The sequence below is a fragment of the Lysobacter sp. K5869 genome (genome assembly GCF_018847975.1).
Taxonomy (GTDB): domain Bacteria; phylum Pseudomonadota; class Gammaproteobacteria; order Xanthomonadales; family Xanthomonadaceae; genus Lysobacter.
This window is the reverse complement of the sequence record NZ_CP072597.1, coordinates 4152463-4166974: the sequence shown is the minus strand read 5'-3', so window position 1 is coordinate 4166974 and position 14512 is coordinate 4152463. Positions and strand designations below refer to the sequence as shown.

The following is a 14512-nucleotide window of genomic DNA, read 5'->3' as shown; positions in this document are numbered from 1 at the left end:
TGCGGAACCTCGTGTCGCGCGAACGCGGCGGCGAGGCCGCGTCGGGCGCCTCGATCCGCACGGGAACGAACGAGAATGAACCGGGAAAACGCAGGGAATAAAGCCCGCGAACCAAACATCGGCGCGCAAACACCGTGTTTTCGCCGGCCGGCGCGCGCGATTTGACAGCCCCTCGACCGCTTGCCTAGAGTGCGGCGGTGGCTCGTCCGGCGATGCATCGCCGTTGCGGATCCGTCCGCGGCCGACGACCACACGCTATGCAATCGATGCCCGGTTCGCCGCGATTTCGAAGCAAAGGACGGCCGATCGCCGGGCGACATCCAGTACTCAGGGAGGAATTGCAATGCAAGACAACGATCTGATCAAGGGCTGGCTCACCGGCGCCGACACCATCTCGGGTTTCGACAATCCGGCCGGGCCGCTGTTCCTGGAAGGGGAAAACGCCGTCGAAGACGCGATGAGGGCGCCCATCACCCATTCGACCTCGGTATCCACGTGCCCTAGCGGCCGTTGCGTCTGCTGCATCTGATGCGGCCCCGCGGCGGGCGGCGCGACCCTTCGCGGGCGCGTCGGCCGCCGCGATCGCCGTCGCTGTTCCAAAACCCGCACCGAGATCGCTACGGATGACCGCAAGCCGCATGGACGAGGGCTTCGGCCCGATCATCGATCGCCGCATCGCCGCCGCCAACGACGCCTTCGCCGCGCGGCTGGCCGCCGCCGGACACGGCTGGGACGCCGACGAAGCCGCACTGATCCGCGCCACCGTCGCGCAAGCGCTGTACGCCAACGCGCGGCTCAAGCTCAACCGCGTGCTGTTGCTGGAACTGCACGCCGCCAAGCACAGCGGCGAACTCGAAGGCGACGACGACGCGCAGCGCTTCGCCCATTTTGTCGCCACGGCTTGCGGCGACGCGTTCGCCGCGCACCTGGATCGCCGCTATCCGCCGCTGCTCGCGCGCCTGACGCGTTCGCTGGAGCAGCAAAGCGCCGCGATCCACTCCCTCGTCGCCCGCCTCGCCGCGGACCGCGCGCGATTGTCGCAGTGGTCCGGCCGCTCGCTCGGCCGTTTGCTCGGCATCGGCTTGGGCGAGGGCGATCTGCACGACGGCGGGCAAACCGTCGCCCGGCTCGCGTTCGAGGGCGGAAAGCTGATGTATAAGCCGCGTTCGCTGCGCATCGACGCGGTGCTCGACGGGTTCTTGGCGAAGCTGTTCGGCGAGGCCGAACGCATCCGCGTGCCGCCCGTGCTGGACCGCGGCGATTACGGCTGGGCCGCGTTCGTCGACCATCGCTACTGCGAAAACGACGCGGAACTGCGCGATTTCTACCGCCGTCTCGGCCATTGGCTGGCGGTGTTGCGCCTGCTCGGCGGCACCGACATCCATCTGGAAAATCTGGTCGCCTGCGGCCCGGTGCCGTATGTGGTCGACGTCGAAAGTCTGTTCGCGCCGATCCGCCCGGCCGCGCCGTCGCGGTACGGCCCGGCTTACGATCAGGCCCAGCAGTGGATCCAAAACTCGGTGCTGCGCACCGGCATCGTGCCGTTCCGCTCGCCGGTGCTGGGCTTCGGCCGCGCGGATCTGTCCGCGGCCGGTTCGCTGCCGGGCGAGCAGCCGCAGTTGCAGGTGCCGGTCATCGTCGACGACGGCACCACCGACGCGCGGGTGAAGATGATGGAAGCCGAGCTGTCGGCCTCGCAGAACCATCCCAGCGCCAAGCCCGAGGTGTCGCGCTACTGGGACCAGATCAGCGACGGGTTCCTCGACGCTTCGCGGCATCTGCGCGGACTCGACGCGGCCGGGACGCTGACGCCGCTGCTGGCGGAATTCGAGGGCTGCCGGGCGCGCGACGTGCGCCGGCCGACGCAGGTCTATGTCGAAGTCGGGCGCATGCTGTGGCATCCGGCTTCGCTGCACGAGGAAGACAAGGCGATCGAGCGCGCGCGCGCGCTGTTCTCGCGCAGCCCGTCGGCGGTGGCGCCCCCGCCCGAGCAGATCGCCGCGGAAATCGACGACCTGCGCTACGGCGACATTCCCGCGTTCGTCGAACCGCTCAGCGCGCAGCGCATCGGCGACACCCTGGCCGATTGGCGCGAGATGCGGATCGAGCTGGAGGAAATGATCGTGCGCAGTTCGCTGGTGGTCACCCAGCTCAACAGCGAGACCGACGGGCCGAGCGAACGCGACAGCCGCTCGCACTTCGCCCGTCGTCCCCACAGCGAACGGCTCGATGCGCGCCGGCGCGCGCTCGCCGCCGACACCATGGCGCGGCTGTTGCGGCTGTCGGTGCGCGCCGCCGACGGCTCGGTCACCTGGATTTCGCCGGAGAGCTTCGGCGGCGACGGCTGGCATGTGCAGCCGCTCGGCGCCGATGCGTACTTCGGACTCGGCGGCGTGGCGGTGTCGCTGGCCGGTTACCGGAACGAAGTCGGGCACGGACGCGCCGACGCGGTCGACGGCGTGGACGCGGCCTTGGAAGGCGCCTTGTTGGCGATGCGCCGGCAGACCCGGGTCGAAGCCTCGGCCGTGGTCGGTGGCTTCAACGGCGACGGCAGCCGGATCTGGGCGTGGCTGACGCTGCACGATCTGCTCGGCCGGCCCGAGTTGCTCGACGACGCCCGCGCGTGCGCGGAGCAGCTCGAACGCATCGGTTTCGCCGAAGAGCCCTTCCTCGACATCACCGGCGGCAGCGCCGGCGCGATCGTGCCGCTGCTGGAACTGGCCCGCGCCAGCGGCGAACCGCGCTGGCTGGCGCTGGCCGCGGACGCGGCGCGGCGGCTCGAAACCACCGCTCAGCGCGACGAGCGCGGCGCGTACTGGCTGTCGCCGGCATTCCCCGAGCCTATCGGCGGCTTCGGCCACGGCGGTTACGGCATGGGCTGGGCGCTGGCGCGTCTGGCGCGGACCCAAGCCGGCAGCGAGGACGAACGGCGTCGCTGGAGCGCGTTGGCCGATGCCGCGTTCGCGTTCCAGGATTCGCTGTTCGATCCGGCCAGCGGCAACTGGCGCGATGCGCGCATGGTCGATTCGGTGAACTTCCCGACTTGGTGCAACGGCGGCGTCGGCATCGGCTTGGCCGCGGCCGATCTGTACGCGCGCAGCGGCGATGCGGCCGCGCTGCGCGACCTGCGCCGCGCGGCGGCGCTGACGCGCGGGCAGTGGGGCCTCACCCACACGCTGTGCCACGGCGATTTCTCGCAGTGGGAACTGCTGCTGCGCGCCGCCGCGCTCGATCCGCAGCATTCTCCCAACGACCGCGAAGCGGCCACCGCCGAGGTGGTTTCGGGCATCGAGGAGCACGGCATCGTCGGCGGCGTCACCCGCAAGGCGTTCACGCCGGGATTGATGACCGGCTTGGCCGGCGCGGTGCACGGCTTGATCCGCATGCATCCCGACTGCGATCTGGCGTCGCCGTTGTTGCTGGAATGCCGGCGGCGATCCTCGCCGCGCGCCGCGTCGGAGACCGATGCGGCGGCGCTGGCGGTGTCGTAGGCGGCGTTTACGCCGGATCGAACGAGCCTGCGGAAAATCATGCGGAAGTTCCGATTCGGGTAGAGCCGTACCCAGGCGGCCGGCGTCGTCGAGCGTCGCAAGCGGCTGGCGACGACGTCAGCGCGACGCGGCGCGCGGGGAACGGCGTCGCTCACTGGGTCTTTGCGAAACCTTGACGCCGGCGCAACCGCGTCGCGACGCACTATGTCCCGGCGAATCCTTGCGCAGGACGGCGCGGATCGCGAACGCGCCGGGCCGCGGTTCGGCGCTTATCGAGCGGGGCGAACAACCGCGCCGCTGACGGCCGTTTGCGGCTGTTTACGGCCGCTTTCGGCGCCGTCGAGGAGACCCTCATGAACGCAGCGATGAAAACCCTTCTCGCCGCGCTCGCGGCCGCCGCCGCGGGCGCGGCGGCGATGTACTGGAACGATCCCAAGCTCGGCCGGCAGCGCCGCGCACTGGCGCGCGACCGCGGCGGCGCGGCGGTCCGCAAGCTCGGGCACGGCGCGCGCGCGCACTTCGACGGCCGCGCGAAACGCTTCGCCGACCGCGCCAAGGGTCTGCTCGCCCGGACCCGCGCGCAGCCGCGCGACGGCGACTTCGCCGACGACGAGATGCTGCGCGACCGCGTGCGTTCCAGGCTCGGTCATTTGCTGCGTTTCCAGGACGCGATCCGCACCGATGTCGAGCGCGGCCGGGTGGTGCTGCACGGCCATGCGTCCCCGCGCACGCTCGCGCGCATCGTGCGCGCGGCCGGCTCGCTGCCGGGCGTCGCCGGCGTGGACGCGCGCGACGTGGTCCGCGCAACGCCGCCTGCGCCGCGGCTGTTCCGGCGCATGAGCGAAGCGCTGCGTTCGGACTGAGCGCGTCGTTCGAGCGCGCCGCTCAATCGATCCGGCGCCACACCGACACCGGCACGCTGCCGTCGGGCCGCGCCGGCACGCGGTAGGACAGTTCGTCGCCGACGAGTTCGTAAGCGCGCTCCTGCACGGTGCCTTCCCAGTTGGGGAACGACGCGCCTTCGATGGCGAACACCAGACGCTTGCCCGCGCGGTCGACCTTCAGCGTTCCGTAGTGGGTGCTGCCGCCCAGGGTCGCGGCCTTGAACTCCTCGGCGCTGCCCGCGGCCTTGTCGGCGGAGGCGAAGCGCGGCCGCTCGGACTTGAAGATCTGCAAGGTGTAGCGTCCGCGCGCGTCGATCAGCAATCGTCCCTTGGGATGCTCGCCGTAGTCGCGCGCGCGCTCGCCGCCGGGAAGGATCTTGTCGGCGGCGACCAAGGTCCAGGCGCCTTGCAATGGCGAGGCGGTGGCCTCTTGCGCGGAGATGTCGCTCGCCGCGAGTCCGGCGAGCGTCGCGAATGCGGTAACGATCAGGCGGTTCATGCGCAATCCTGTGCCAAGGGGAGGTAGCGCAAGGCTAGCCTTCTCGACAAATAAGAAAAACGAATCTAGCTTTATATCTATGATTAGCGAATCGAATCCTGGGGCCGCGGCCTTGGACATCGGCGCGGTGAAGGCCTTCGTGCTCGCCGCGCAGTTGCAGAGCTTCACCCGCGCGGGCGAGGCGCTGGGCATCAGCCAAGCGGCCGTCAGCCTCAAGTTGCGCCGGCTCGAAGAGCAGCTCGGGCATCGTTTGCTGGAGCGCACGCCGCGGCAGGTACGGTTGTCGGTCGAGGGGGCGGTGTTCCTGGACGCGGCGCGGGCGCTGGTCGCCAGCCATGATTTGGCCTTGTCGGCGTTCCGCACCCAGCCGCGCCGGTTGGTGCTGGGCATCAATCATCTGTTGGTCGGCAGCGAACTGCCGTCGCTGCTGCGGCGCATCCGCGATCTCGACGCCGGCTTGCGGATCGAAATGCGCGTGGGCGCGACCGGCGAGTTGATGCAGGCGTACGAGCGCGGCGAGCTCGACGCGGCGCTGGTGCTGCGGCCGCCGGAAAAGCGCAAGCAAGGCAAGGCCGCGTTCGCCGAAACCTTTTCCTGGTTCGCCGCGCCGGGGTGGCGGCCGCCCGCGGGCCAGCCGTTGCCGCTGGCGACGCAAGGCGATCCCTGCCGCGTCCGCGCCGCCGCGGTGCGCGCGCTCGACCGCGCCGGCATCGCTTGGGAGGAAGTGTTCATCGGCAAGGGCGCGGCCATTCTCGGCGCCGCGGCGGCGGGCGGCATGGCGGTCGCCGCGTTGCCCGCGCGGGCGGCGCCGGCCGGCGCGATCGACGCGGCCGCCGCGCTGTCGCTGCCGAAGATTCCCGCGCAGGACGTGATGCTTTACAGCGCGCTCAACGACCGCCGCTCGCGCGAGGCCTTGCGGGTGCTGACGCTGGCGTTTCGCTGAGCGAGGTTGGGCGGCGCGCTGCCGACGCTCGGGCGGCCGAAATCGTGGGTTGCGATTCGCGGAGTCGGCGCCCGCGGCCGCGCTGTGCGGCGACAGCGATCGCTCAGCGAGCGCCGTGAGCGAGACGACGCAAGCGCTCTTCGCCGAGCATCGTCAGGATCCGCCTGAGCCACACCGTCAAGCTGTCGGGCTCGCGTGCGAGCCACGCAAATAGGCTCGCGGCATCGACCCAGCGCCAGTCGGACGCTTCGTCCGGATCGGGCGCGGGACAGCCATCGAAGCGGCCCAGCAGAACATGATCGAGCTCGTGTTCGATCATCGCGGCGGACACCGCCTCGCGATAGACGAAGCTGAAAGCGCGGCGCAGCGGGCAATCGAAGCCCATTTCCTCGCGCAGGCGCCGGTGCGCGGCGGCGAGCAGCTCCTCGCCCGCGCGCGGGTGGCCGCAGCAGGCGTTGCTCCACAAGCCGGCCGAGTGGTATTTGCCGTCGGCGCGCCGCTGCAGCAGCACGCGCCCGGCCGCGTCGAACACGAAGATCGAGAACGCGCGGTGCAGCCAGCCGTTGAGATGGACCTCGCGCTTGCCGGCCGCGCCGATCGGCCGGTCGTCGGCGTCGACCAGGATCAACAGGTCTTCTTGCAGCGCCAACGCCTGCGCCATTGCGGCGGCTCCTTGCGGCCGGATCGGTGAAGCCGGGCCGCGTGCGCGGCCGGCGCTCACAGTGTTCAACGCAAGCCGCGGGCGGAACAGGGCAGGGGATCGAACGCGCGGACGCGCTCAAGCGCCGTGGGTCATGACGACGCAGTCCAGATTGCCCGCGCTCGCCGCGGCCGCCATCGCCGCGGGTAGTTCCGGCAAGGCGTAGGTCCGCGCGCGGATCGAGTTCAAATCGAGCAGGCCGGCGCGGACCAGATCGAGCACGCGCCGGTACGCGTCGCGCGGGTACATGAACTGGCCGAGCAGTTCCCAGTCGTTGAGCATCATCTCGGCGTAAGGAATCGGCAGCGGCACGCGCATGCTGCCCATCAGCACCAGCCGGCCGCCGCGCGAGAGGCTGCGCAGCGCGGCCAAGGTCAGGTTGGGATCGTGGGCGCCGCCGACCATGTCGAAGGCGAGCTGCGCGCCGCCGCCGGCCGCGTCGCGGATCGCTTGCGCGTCGGCTTGGGCATCGCCGGCGACGCTCACCGCGACGACGCGTTCGCCGGCCGCCGCGACCAAGGCGTCCAGCGCCTGCCGGTTGCGGCCGACCGCGACGACGCGTCCCGCGCCCATCGCCAGCGCGAGCAAGACCGCCGCGCTGCCGTAGGCGCCGGTCGCGCCGGAAACGACCACGGTTTCGCCGGCCGCCAGGCGCCCGCGCAGCAGGCCGCCGTAAGGCACGACGAAGCGGGTGGTCACCGCGAGCCGCACCGGATCGACAGCGTCGAGCCCTTCCGCCGGCGTCGCCACGCTCGCCGGCAGCAAGGCGTAATCGCACAAGGTGCCGTCGGGCCAATGCGCTTGCACCCGTTCGGCCGGCGGCGCGAGCGCGGTGATGCCGAGCAGGACCTGCGCCGGCTCGCGCACGTTCTCGTTGGCGACGAAGTGCGAGGACGTCACCACGCGTTGTCCCGGATGCAGATGCCACACGCCTTCGCCGACCGCGTGGATCACCCCGGTGCCGTTGCCGCCGGGCACGAAGGCGCTGTCGGGAACGCGGTAATTCGGCAAGTCGCCGGCGACGTAGTCTTGCATGTACGACATCAGCGACGAGGCTTGCATGCGCACCACGACCGCGCCCGGGCCGGGTTCGGGAATCGGGCGTTCTTGCAGAGTCAATGCGCCGCCGAGCCGTTCGAGTTGCCACGCTTTCATCGAATGATTTCCTGTGGTGCCGGCGCAGCGAGGCCGGCGCGGGCCGCTATGGTCGCGCCGCACGCGGCGGTTTTCCATGGCCGCACGGCATGACGATTGCCATCACTTTTCCCTGCGCTCATTCGGCGTTGCCGCTCTGGAACTGTCCGTTCGCCCGCGAACGCATTGACCTCACCCATGCTTGAGGTTTTACGTTGCACCTACGCGCCGCCGCTGTTTTCCCGGATGAACGAGGCGACGCAACGACTTTCCTTCAGGAGCGACGTCATGACCATCGAGTACCCCAACGTAGACCACGAACCCGTTTTCGCGCAGGCGTGGAACGCCCCCGGCCACACCCGCTTCGAGATCCCGCCGGTCGATGTGAACCGGATTCTGGCCGAACGCTACGAGCTGGAACGTCCGCTGCAACTGACCCGAACTCAGTTGTGGGAGATGGAAACGCGCAAGGCGCGGCGGCCCGATCTGTACATTCCTTACGTGGTGGAGCCCGGCAGCGCGGCGGTGTGGGACGACCGCGGCGAGCGAGACCGGGTCGAGCGCTTCGTGCGCAAATCGCGGCAGCGCCTGTGGCTGCAGCCGGAGCGGCACGAATTGATCCTCGAGCAGACGCGGGTCGATCACGCGCAGCAGAAAGTGACCTTCATCGGCGCGTCCGAGTATCCCGGGCCGGACGGCGCGACGCTCACGGCCGGCGCGAGCCAGCCGATCTTCCACGTGATCCACGGCGTCGGCGGCGACGAGGCGCGCCCGCTCAACCTGTGGTCGGTGGTGTTCCTGACGCCCGAACAAGACAGCCGGCTGCTCGCGCCGTTCGTGCGCATGTCGCACGAGGGCTGGTTGCCGGGCTATGTCGAGATCTACATCCGCGAGGATCTCAAGATCGGTCTGTCGCGGCGCTCATGAGCGGGCGGCCGGCGTTCAAATCCGCTCGAAGTGGGCGAGGAACATGTCGGTGGTGGTGTTCGCCACCCGCTCGCGCTGCCCGGCGTCGAGCATCGGCTGGCCGAGGGTGATCTGCGGCCAGAACGCGAAGCCCTTGATCATGCCTTGCAGCAGCGACGAGGCGAAGGTCGGGTCGTCGGTGTTCAGGCGGCCGTCCGCGGCGGCCTCTCGGATCCACACGGTCAGGCCTTCTTCCTTGTCGCCGACGCGCTTGAACATCTCCTGCGCGCGCTCGGGCGAGGGGATGATCGCGGCGACGGCCACGCGCACCAGATCGATGAAGGTCTCGTCGTGCAGCAGTTGCAGCTTCTGCTGCACCAGTTCGAGCAATTGCGGGCGCAGCGGCCGGTCGCCGCGGTAGGCCAGTTCCGGCGACTCGCGGCTGCGTTCCCACAACTGCTGGAGGATCTGCGCGAACAGCACTTCCTTGCTCGGGAAGTGGTTGTAGACGGTGCGCTTGGAGACCCCGGCGCTGGCCGCGATGCGGTCCATGCTGGTGGCCTCGTAGCCGGCCTGGCGGAACTCGGCGGCGGCGGCCTCGAGGATGGCGGCGCGCTTGCGGTCGGTCAGGCGGGCGGGGGCGGGAGTGCTCATGGCCGGCAGGTTACACCGATGGGTTTACTTTTTCAAAAAGTACACTACACTGAGCAGTGTAACTATTCAGGCAGGCCGCTCGGACCCGCCTCGCTTGTCCCGCTTAGCCCCCGCGTCTTCGCCGTTTCAGCCTGTTACCCGGAGCCCCCGCCGTGAGCGCCTGCCTGCTGTCCCTCGCCAAGACCCGCCTTTCCCCCGACCGCGCCGCCTCGCCGCAGTTCGCCGACGGCCGTTTCCGCAACCCGGACCCGCGCCCGGCCACCGGCCTGCGCAAGCTGCTGCGGATCATCGCCGACGCCCTGTGGAACAAGCCGGCCGACGCCGTGCCGGCCGCGGTCCCGCCGGTGCTGGCGTTGACCCCGCAACAGCTGGCGCAGGCGCCGGACCGCAGCCTGTTCCGCCTCGGCCACTCGACCGTGCTGATCAAGCTGCGCGGCGGCTGGTGGATCACCGACCCGGTGTTCGCCGAACGCGCCTCGCCGGTGCAATGGCTCGGGCCCAAGCGCTTCCACGCGCCGCCGATCGCGCTGGCCGACCTGCCGCCGCTGCGCGGGGTGATCCTCTCGCACGACCATTTCGACCATCTCGATTACGCCACCGTGCTGGCGCTGGCCAAGACCGCCGACGTGTTCCTGACTCCGCTCGGCGTCGGCGACCGCCTGATCGGCTGGGGCGTTGCCCCGGCCAAGGTGCGCCAGTTCGATTGGTGGCAGGGCACGCAAATCGACGGTGTGCGCTTCATCGCCACGCCCGCGCAGCATTTCTCCGGGCGCGGCCTGTTCGACGGCGACGCCACGCTGTGGGCGTCGTGGACGATCCTCGACGAACCCGACGACGGGCCGTCGCTGCGGCTATTCTTCAGCGGCGACACCGGCTACTTCGACGGTTTCCGCCAGATCGGCCACCGCTACGGGCCGTTCGACGTGACCTTGATGGAAACCGGCGCCTACAACGAGAACTGGCCGCACGTGCACATGCAGCCCGAACAAACGGTGCGCGCGCACCGCGATCTGCGCGGCCGCTGGCTGCTGCCGATCCACAACGGCACCTTCGATCTGGCGATGCATGCCTGGACCGAACCGTTCGAGCGCGTGTCCGCGCTGGCGGCCGGGCAGGGCGTGGCCCTGACCACGCCGCGCATGGGCGAACGCGTCGACTTGAACGACCCGCAGCCGACCGCGCCGTGGTGGCGCGAGCTCGGTTTCCCCGAATCCGCGCACGCGGCCCACTTGGCGAACGAACGATGAGACTGCGATTGCACGATGCGATAGACGCCGAAGCCATGCGCGGAATCACCGCCGCGGTGCTGCGCGCGGATCTGGGCAGCCGGATCAATTTCGAGATCGACCCCGAACGCGACGCGCGGATCGTGCGCGTCGAAAACTGGCTGACCGTGGCCGAAACGGTGGAGGCGATCGCGCGCAGCGGTTATGCGGTGGCGGCGGTCGTGGATGCGTCCAACGACGTGCCGCGGACGGTTCGCTAAGACGGCAAGCCCGCCGCGAGCCTTCGTCCGGCTCGCGGCGCGGCGATTTCGATCAGCGCGCTTCGCGCACCGCGGCGGCGATCAGCGCCGCGGATTCCTCCGGCGTATGCGCCTGCGTGTCCACCCGCAGCAACGCCGGCAGCGGCGGGAACGCGAAACCGCCGGCGCGTTCGATGGCTTCGTACACGGCGCGGTCGGTGAGCTTGTTGAAGCGATGGCGGCTGGGCTGGTCGAGCCGCTCGGCGATGGCTTCGGGCGAACACAGCAGTTCGACGAAGGCCACTTCGCCGCCGCGCGCGCGCACCGACGCCGCCAACTCCTCGATCAGCGCCGGATCGACCGAGGCCTCGGGATGGAAGGTGAACACGAACGAGCGCCCGGCCGCGGCCGCTTCGGCGAAGGCCGCGCGCCAGATCGCCGCGCGCACGGCGCGGAAGCCGGGGCTACCGAAATCGAACAGGGCCAGCGCGGCGTCCACCGCCAGATGGTTGTGGAACAGCGGGATGCCGAGCGTCTGCGCGACTCGGGTGCCGATGGTGTGCTTGCCGGAGGCGGCGGGGCCGTGGATGAAGACGACTTGCATGGGAGCGACGCGCGAGGGGGATTGGGGTTTTATACCGGATCGCGCGCGGCTCGCGTTACGCTCACTCCAGGGCGAGGATCCGGATCCGCCGCGCCGTCAGCTCCAGCAGCTCCTTGCGGCGCGCATGGTGGTGGCTCGCGGCGAAGCCCTCGAAGACCTTCAGACAGGCGTCCGTCCGCATCGACCACGTCGACGTATCGCGCCCGTCGAACGCGAACAGCGAGTGCCCGTCCGAGAACAAGGCCTGCGGGGCGGCGCTCATCGCCAGCGTGCGGCCGGGCGTGTCGGCGGGGTCGCGCAAGTCGATGATGCGCACACCGGGCGGCGCGGGGATGGGTTGTCCTTCCTCATCGTCCCAGTCCTCCATGCCGCCCAGGACGATGCGTTCGTCGTCGATCCAGCACGCCGGGACATTCCAGTCGTCGCGCTGGGCGAGCCGACGCAGCGAGGGGCCGTCTTCGGATTCCCACACGTTCGACGTGAGCCAGGTCGCGGCGTCGAAGATCATTGGGATCGCCACCGGCGACCAAACCCAGCCGTCGTCGAACAAGCGCGCGCCGGACGGGCTGGCGCACAGCCGGCCGTGGAAATAGTCCAGGTAATGCGCCGGGCACTGGTCGTTTTCGTAACGCGTCGGGCCGCGCGGCGTCAGCAGTTCGCCGGTGCGCGGGTCGGAGGCGTCGAGCCGGTTCCAGTCCGTGCGATGCACCAGCACGGCCTTGCCGTCCAGGCTCAGGAAGCAGGCCGAGAACGGCACCGTGTCTTCGTGGTAATCGCCGCCGTTCAGCGCCATCGTCACGGCGAAATTTTCCAGATCGACGACGAAGCCGGTCGTGCCGCCGTCGAACACCACCGCCGCGAACGCGCCGTCGGCGCTGGCGTGCAGTCGCCAACGCGAGACGAGGCCGTACGCGCCGGAATTCCCGACCTCCGGCGTGGGCAGATCGATTTTGCCGAGCGCGACGACGCTCATGGCGCGCAGGTCGATGCAGGAAATCCCGCCCGACGCGTCGAGCGCCAACACATCGCCGTCGCCGCGTCGGACCTCGGCCAGGTCGAGCAGGTCGGGGCCGTTCCACTCCAGCGTCTTCGTGTCCATGGCGTTCAAGGCGCGAATACTTCCGGGTTGCTGTAACGCCATGCGCCGATACAGCCGATCAGGCAGACGGTGTGGTCGATCATCGCGCTGTCGCGGCCCAGGCCGGCGAAGGTGATCGCGATGTTCGTCGTCGGTCGGCGCCAGGCCAGCACTCGCCCGGAGAAACCGGGGCGCTCGTGTTCCTCGTCCAGATCCGGCGCGCCGTAGGCGTCGACGCAGGCTTGCGGCGAGGACGCCATGGTGAGGCCGTGCGGCAGCGGCGCGGGGAAGGGCGCCTTGATCCGGGTGTCCGATCCCGGCGCGAGGAATCGCACGGCGCCGACGATCCAACCCGGGTCCGAAAAATTCGATCCGGTGAGCTTGTTGAGCGGCTGCGAACGATAGACGTCCAGGCGCAGCGAAGCCTTGGGAATCCAGACGATGCTTTCGCTGAGCGGGCTATCGGCGGATGCGACCCGCTTCACGTCCAGCGGGCGCAGCAGATCGCGCACGTGCTTGTGGTCGAACGGCTGGCCGAGCAGCGCGATCAGCGAGTGCGAGAGCGGGGTCAATCGAAACCTCTGCCGGGCAGGTCGTGGGCGGTCCGCGCCGATGGATGGGGCGGCGGACTGCATGGGACCGTGCGCGTCAGCTCGGGTCCATGAGCCGCATCGAAACTTCGCGCAGATGATGCTGGCGCGCGGGCGGAAAGGGAAGCGCCGCGGTGCGCGGGTTGCCCTTACGAACGCCCGCTGCGGCCCGGCGCCGCTGCGCGCTCAGCCGATGAACCGCGCCGGCAACGGCGGCGCGTTCGGGGCGATGCTCACCAGCGAGGTGTCCAGCCACGGCTGCGGCGAAGTCGCCGAGACCGCGTAGGCGCCGAGGTAGGGCATCATCCGCGTGGTCTGGTAGATCTGCGGCGTCCAGCCGTCCGGGGCCAGGAACACCGTGGTTGCGCGCTTCTCGCTGTACGGCGTGGCGCCGAAGGTCGAGACGTTCCAACGCGTGGCCTGATGCGCGTCGTAATCGGCGTTGTGGCGCGAGCTGATCGCCGGCCAGCCTTCGAGTTGCAGGAAGTTGTTGTAGCGGCCGGCCGCGGCGGTCACGTCGTTGACCGTGCGCCCGATCAGCAGCGCCTGCAGCAGGCCTTCGTCGCGGCCGGCGAAGTCGCCGCTGGCGGGCTGCACGTAAGTGCCGGTGATGTTGAGCACCGCGGCGTAATGCGAATTGCCTGGATCGTGGCGGGTCGCCAATCCCGAGCTTTTCAGCGCGATGTCGGGCGGCTGCACGCTGACGCCGCCGGGCAGGTCGGCGGTGGCGCAGATCGCGACGAAATGCGCGCCGCCGGCGAGCAGGGCGCAGAAGGCCGAGACGCTGGCCGCGTTCCAGCGCCCGCCGGGATCGACCAGATCGAAGCGGCGATAACCGTCCAGGGCGTACATCGCCGGCGCCGTCGCCGGCTGGTAGCGGATCTGCGGCACCCACATCCGCAGCGGGCCGTTGCTGGCGGCGCCACGCAGATAACCGGCCAACCACTTCAGCAGCGCGGCGTCGCGCGGCGGACACGGCGGGCCGGGCTGCCCGAGCCACTGCGCGATCCAGGCCGCGGCCACGCCCGGCAGCTGCCCGCCGCTGAAATCGGCCGGCAGCACGTAGCCGCCGGGACTGGGATTCGGGTAACCGGCGACGATCGCTTCGACGCCGCGCACGCCGGGGCCGTAGAGGCTGTTGGCGAAGTCCTGGCTGTTGTCGAACGGCGGCTGCGCGAGCAGGCCGAGCGGCGCGACCCAGCCGCTGCCGCTGGCGACGCCGCGATACAGATTCAAGTTCGCGACCGAATCGTGGCCGGGAAACGTGGTCGCGTCGGCGCCGGCCAGCCAACCGGGCGTGGCCTGCACCGCGACGGTGGTGGCGCCGATGCTGAGCGGATGGTCGTAGGCGATGGCGAACCCGGCGCCGCCGCCGTCGAGGCGAAAACCGCCGACGCAGCCGCCGGACGGATTGCGCGCGGTGACGGTGAGCCGCTGGCCCGGCGCGAGCACCGCGGCGTCGGCGCTGGGCGGCGGGCCGCTGCTGGCGCGGGCGCCGGAGAACGCGAAAGCCGTATCGCTGCGATTTTGCAGATGCAGGGTCATCGAACGTTCGAACATGAGA

15 protein-coding genes are annotated in these 14512 nt (G+C 70.1%); 7 read left to right on the top strand and 8 right to left on the bottom strand.

Annotation, left to right across the window (positions count from 1 at the left end; genetic code table 11):
- Positions 1 to 343 precede the first annotated feature (343 nt).
- The 3 genes from J5226_RS17490 (at position 344) to J5226_RS17480 (ending at position 4354) form a co-directional block, all read left to right on the top strand.
- Entirely contained in the window at positions 344 to 529 is a 186-nt protein-coding gene (locus tag J5226_RS17490; RefSeq protein WP_215835706.1) for a DUF6229 family protein, read from the top strand.
- A gap of 94 nt (positions 530 to 623) precedes the next feature.
- Positions 624 to 3491: a type 2 lanthipeptide synthetase LanM family protein gene (locus J5226_RS17485; protein WP_215835705.1), complete on the top strand. Its 2868-nt coding sequence runs from the start codon at positions 624 to 626 to the stop codon at positions 3489 to 3491.
- A 353-nt stretch (positions 3492 to 3844) separates the two neighbouring features.
- Positions 3845 to 4354 (top strand): BON domain-containing protein, encoded by a 510-nt coding sequence (locus J5226_RS17480; RefSeq protein WP_215835704.1) that lies wholly within the window; start codon positions 3845 to 3847, stop codon positions 4352 to 4354.
- 22 nt (positions 4355 to 4376) lie between these two features.
- Here the strand turns inward: J5226_RS17480 and J5226_RS17475 are convergent, their stop codons facing one another.
- Positions 4377 to 4874: a lipocalin-like domain-containing protein gene (locus J5226_RS17475; protein WP_215835703.1), complete on the bottom strand. Its 498-nt coding sequence runs from the start codon at positions 4872 to 4874 to the stop codon at positions 4377 to 4379.
- Here J5226_RS17475 and J5226_RS17470 point away from each other — a divergent pair.
- Positions 4873 to 5817, top strand: coding sequence for a LysR family transcriptional regulator (locus J5226_RS17470; RefSeq protein ID WP_255322831.1), 945 nt, complete (start codon positions 4873 to 4875; stop codon positions 5815 to 5817). The two genes, J5226_RS17475 and J5226_RS17470, sit on opposite strands and share 2 nt — an antisense overlap.
- 103 nt (positions 5818 to 5920) lie before the next feature.
- Here J5226_RS17470 and idi read toward each other — a convergent pair whose 3' ends face one another.
- Together idi and J5226_RS17460 are read right to left on the bottom strand one after the other, a co-directional pair.
- Positions 5921 to 6478 carry an isopentenyl-diphosphate Delta-isomerase gene (gene idi / locus J5226_RS17465; RefSeq protein ID WP_215835702.1) on the bottom strand — a complete coding sequence of 186 codons (558 nt, stop codon included), beginning with the start codon at positions 6476 to 6478 and terminating at the stop codon, positions 5921 to 5923.
- A 117-nt stretch (positions 6479 to 6595) separates the two neighbouring features.
- Positions 6596 to 7672, bottom strand: coding sequence for a zinc-binding dehydrogenase (locus tag J5226_RS17460; RefSeq protein ID WP_215835701.1), 1077 nt, complete (start codon positions 7670 to 7672; stop codon positions 6596 to 6598).
- 267 nt (positions 7673 to 7939) lie between these two features.
- Between J5226_RS17460 and J5226_RS17455 the strand changes: the two genes are divergently transcribed.
- On the top strand, positions 7940 to 8578 hold the full coding sequence (locus tag J5226_RS17455; RefSeq protein WP_215835700.1) for a hypothetical protein: 639 nt from the start codon (positions 7940 to 7942) through the stop codon (positions 8576 to 8578).
- 15 nt (positions 8579 to 8593) lie between these two features.
- Here J5226_RS17455 and J5226_RS17450 read toward each other — a convergent pair whose 3' ends face one another.
- Positions 8594 to 9211, bottom strand: a complete 618-nt coding sequence (locus J5226_RS17450) for a TetR/AcrR family transcriptional regulator (RefSeq protein ID WP_215835699.1) — start codon at positions 9209 to 9211, stop codon at positions 8594 to 8596.
- A gap of 152 nt (positions 9212 to 9363) precedes the next feature.
- Between J5226_RS17450 and J5226_RS17445 the strand changes: the two genes are divergently transcribed.
- Positions 9364 to 10458, top strand: coding sequence for an MBL fold metallo-hydrolase (locus J5226_RS17445; protein WP_255322830.1), 1095 nt, complete (start codon positions 9364 to 9366; stop codon positions 10456 to 10458).
- Positions 10455 to 10697 (top strand): hypothetical protein, encoded by a 243-nt coding sequence (locus tag J5226_RS17440; RefSeq protein WP_215835698.1) that lies wholly within the window; start codon positions 10455 to 10457, stop codon positions 10695 to 10697. Before J5226_RS17445 ends, J5226_RS17440 begins: the two co-directional genes overlap by 4 nt.
- Positions 10698 to 10749: 52 nt before the next feature.
- Here the strand turns inward: J5226_RS17440 and J5226_RS17435 are convergent, their stop codons facing one another.
- The 4 genes from J5226_RS17435 to J5226_RS17420 all read right to left on the bottom strand — a co-directional run bounded on the left by J5226_RS17435 (position 10750) and on the right by J5226_RS17420 (position 14508).
- Positions 10750 to 11280: a hypothetical protein gene (locus J5226_RS17435; protein WP_215835697.1), complete on the bottom strand. Its 531-nt coding sequence runs from the start codon at positions 11278 to 11280 to the stop codon at positions 10750 to 10752.
- Between the two features lie 61 nt (positions 11281 to 11341).
- The gene (locus J5226_RS17430) at positions 11342 to 12421 is read right to left on the bottom strand and encodes a hypothetical protein (protein WP_215835696.1); all 1080 of its coding nucleotides are present in this window, start codon (positions 12419 to 12421) and stop codon (positions 11342 to 11344) included.
- Positions 12385 to 12930 (bottom strand): hypothetical protein, encoded by a 546-nt coding sequence (locus J5226_RS17425; protein ID WP_215835695.1) that lies wholly within the window; start codon positions 12928 to 12930, stop codon positions 12385 to 12387. The genes J5226_RS17430 and J5226_RS17425 overlap by 37 nt, the downstream gene beginning before the upstream one ends.
- A 204-nt stretch (positions 12931 to 13134) precedes the next feature.
- Positions 13135 to 14508 carry a hypothetical protein gene (locus J5226_RS17420; RefSeq protein ID WP_215835694.1) on the bottom strand — a complete coding sequence of 458 codons (1374 nt, stop codon included), beginning with the start codon at positions 14506 to 14508 and terminating at the stop codon, positions 13135 to 13137.
- Positions 14509 to 14512: the final 4 nt, after the last annotated feature.

Coding starts and splice junctions, on each gene's coding strand:
- J5226_RS17490 (WP_215835706.1), top strand. CDS start 344: ATGCAAGACAACGATCTGATCAAGGGCTGGCTCACCGGCGCCGACACC.
- J5226_RS17485 (WP_215835705.1), top strand. CDS start 624: ATGACCGCAAGCCGCATGGACGAGGGCTTCGGCCCGATCATCGATCGC.
- J5226_RS17480 (WP_215835704.1), top strand. CDS start 3,845: ATGAACGCAGCGATGAAAACCCTTCTCGCCGCGCTCGCGGCCGCCGCC.
- J5226_RS17470 (WP_255322831.1), top strand. CDS start 4,873: ATGCGCAATCCTGTGCCAAGGGGAGGTAGCGCAAGGCTAGCCTTCTCG.
- J5226_RS17475 (WP_215835703.1), bottom strand. CDS start 4,874: ATGAACCGCCTGATCGTTACCGCATTCGCGACGCTCGCCGGACTCGCG.
- idi (WP_215835702.1), bottom strand. CDS start 6,478: ATGGCGCAGGCGTTGGCGCTGCAAGAAGACCTGTTGATCCTGGTCGAC.
- J5226_RS17460 (WP_215835701.1), bottom strand. CDS start 7,672: ATGAAAGCGTGGCAACTCGAACGGCTCGGCGGCGCATTGACTCTGCAA.
- J5226_RS17455 (WP_215835700.1), top strand. CDS start 7,940: ATGACCATCGAGTACCCCAACGTAGACCACGAACCCGTTTTCGCGCAG.
- J5226_RS17450 (WP_215835699.1), bottom strand. CDS start 9,211: ATGAGCACTCCCGCCCCCGCCCGCCTGACCGACCGCAAGCGCGCCGCC.
- J5226_RS17440 (WP_215835698.1), top strand. CDS start 10,455: ATGAGACTGCGATTGCACGATGCGATAGACGCCGAAGCCATGCGCGGA.
- J5226_RS17435 (WP_215835697.1), bottom strand. CDS start 11,280: ATGCAAGTCGTCTTCATCCACGGCCCCGCCGCCTCCGGCAAGCACACC.
- J5226_RS17430 (WP_215835696.1), bottom strand. CDS start 12,421: ATGGCGTTACAGCAACCCGGAAGTATTCGCGCCTTGAACGCCATGGAC.
- J5226_RS17420 (WP_215835694.1), bottom strand. CDS start 14,508: ATGTTCGAACGTTCGATGACCCTGCATCTGCAAAATCGCAGCGATACG.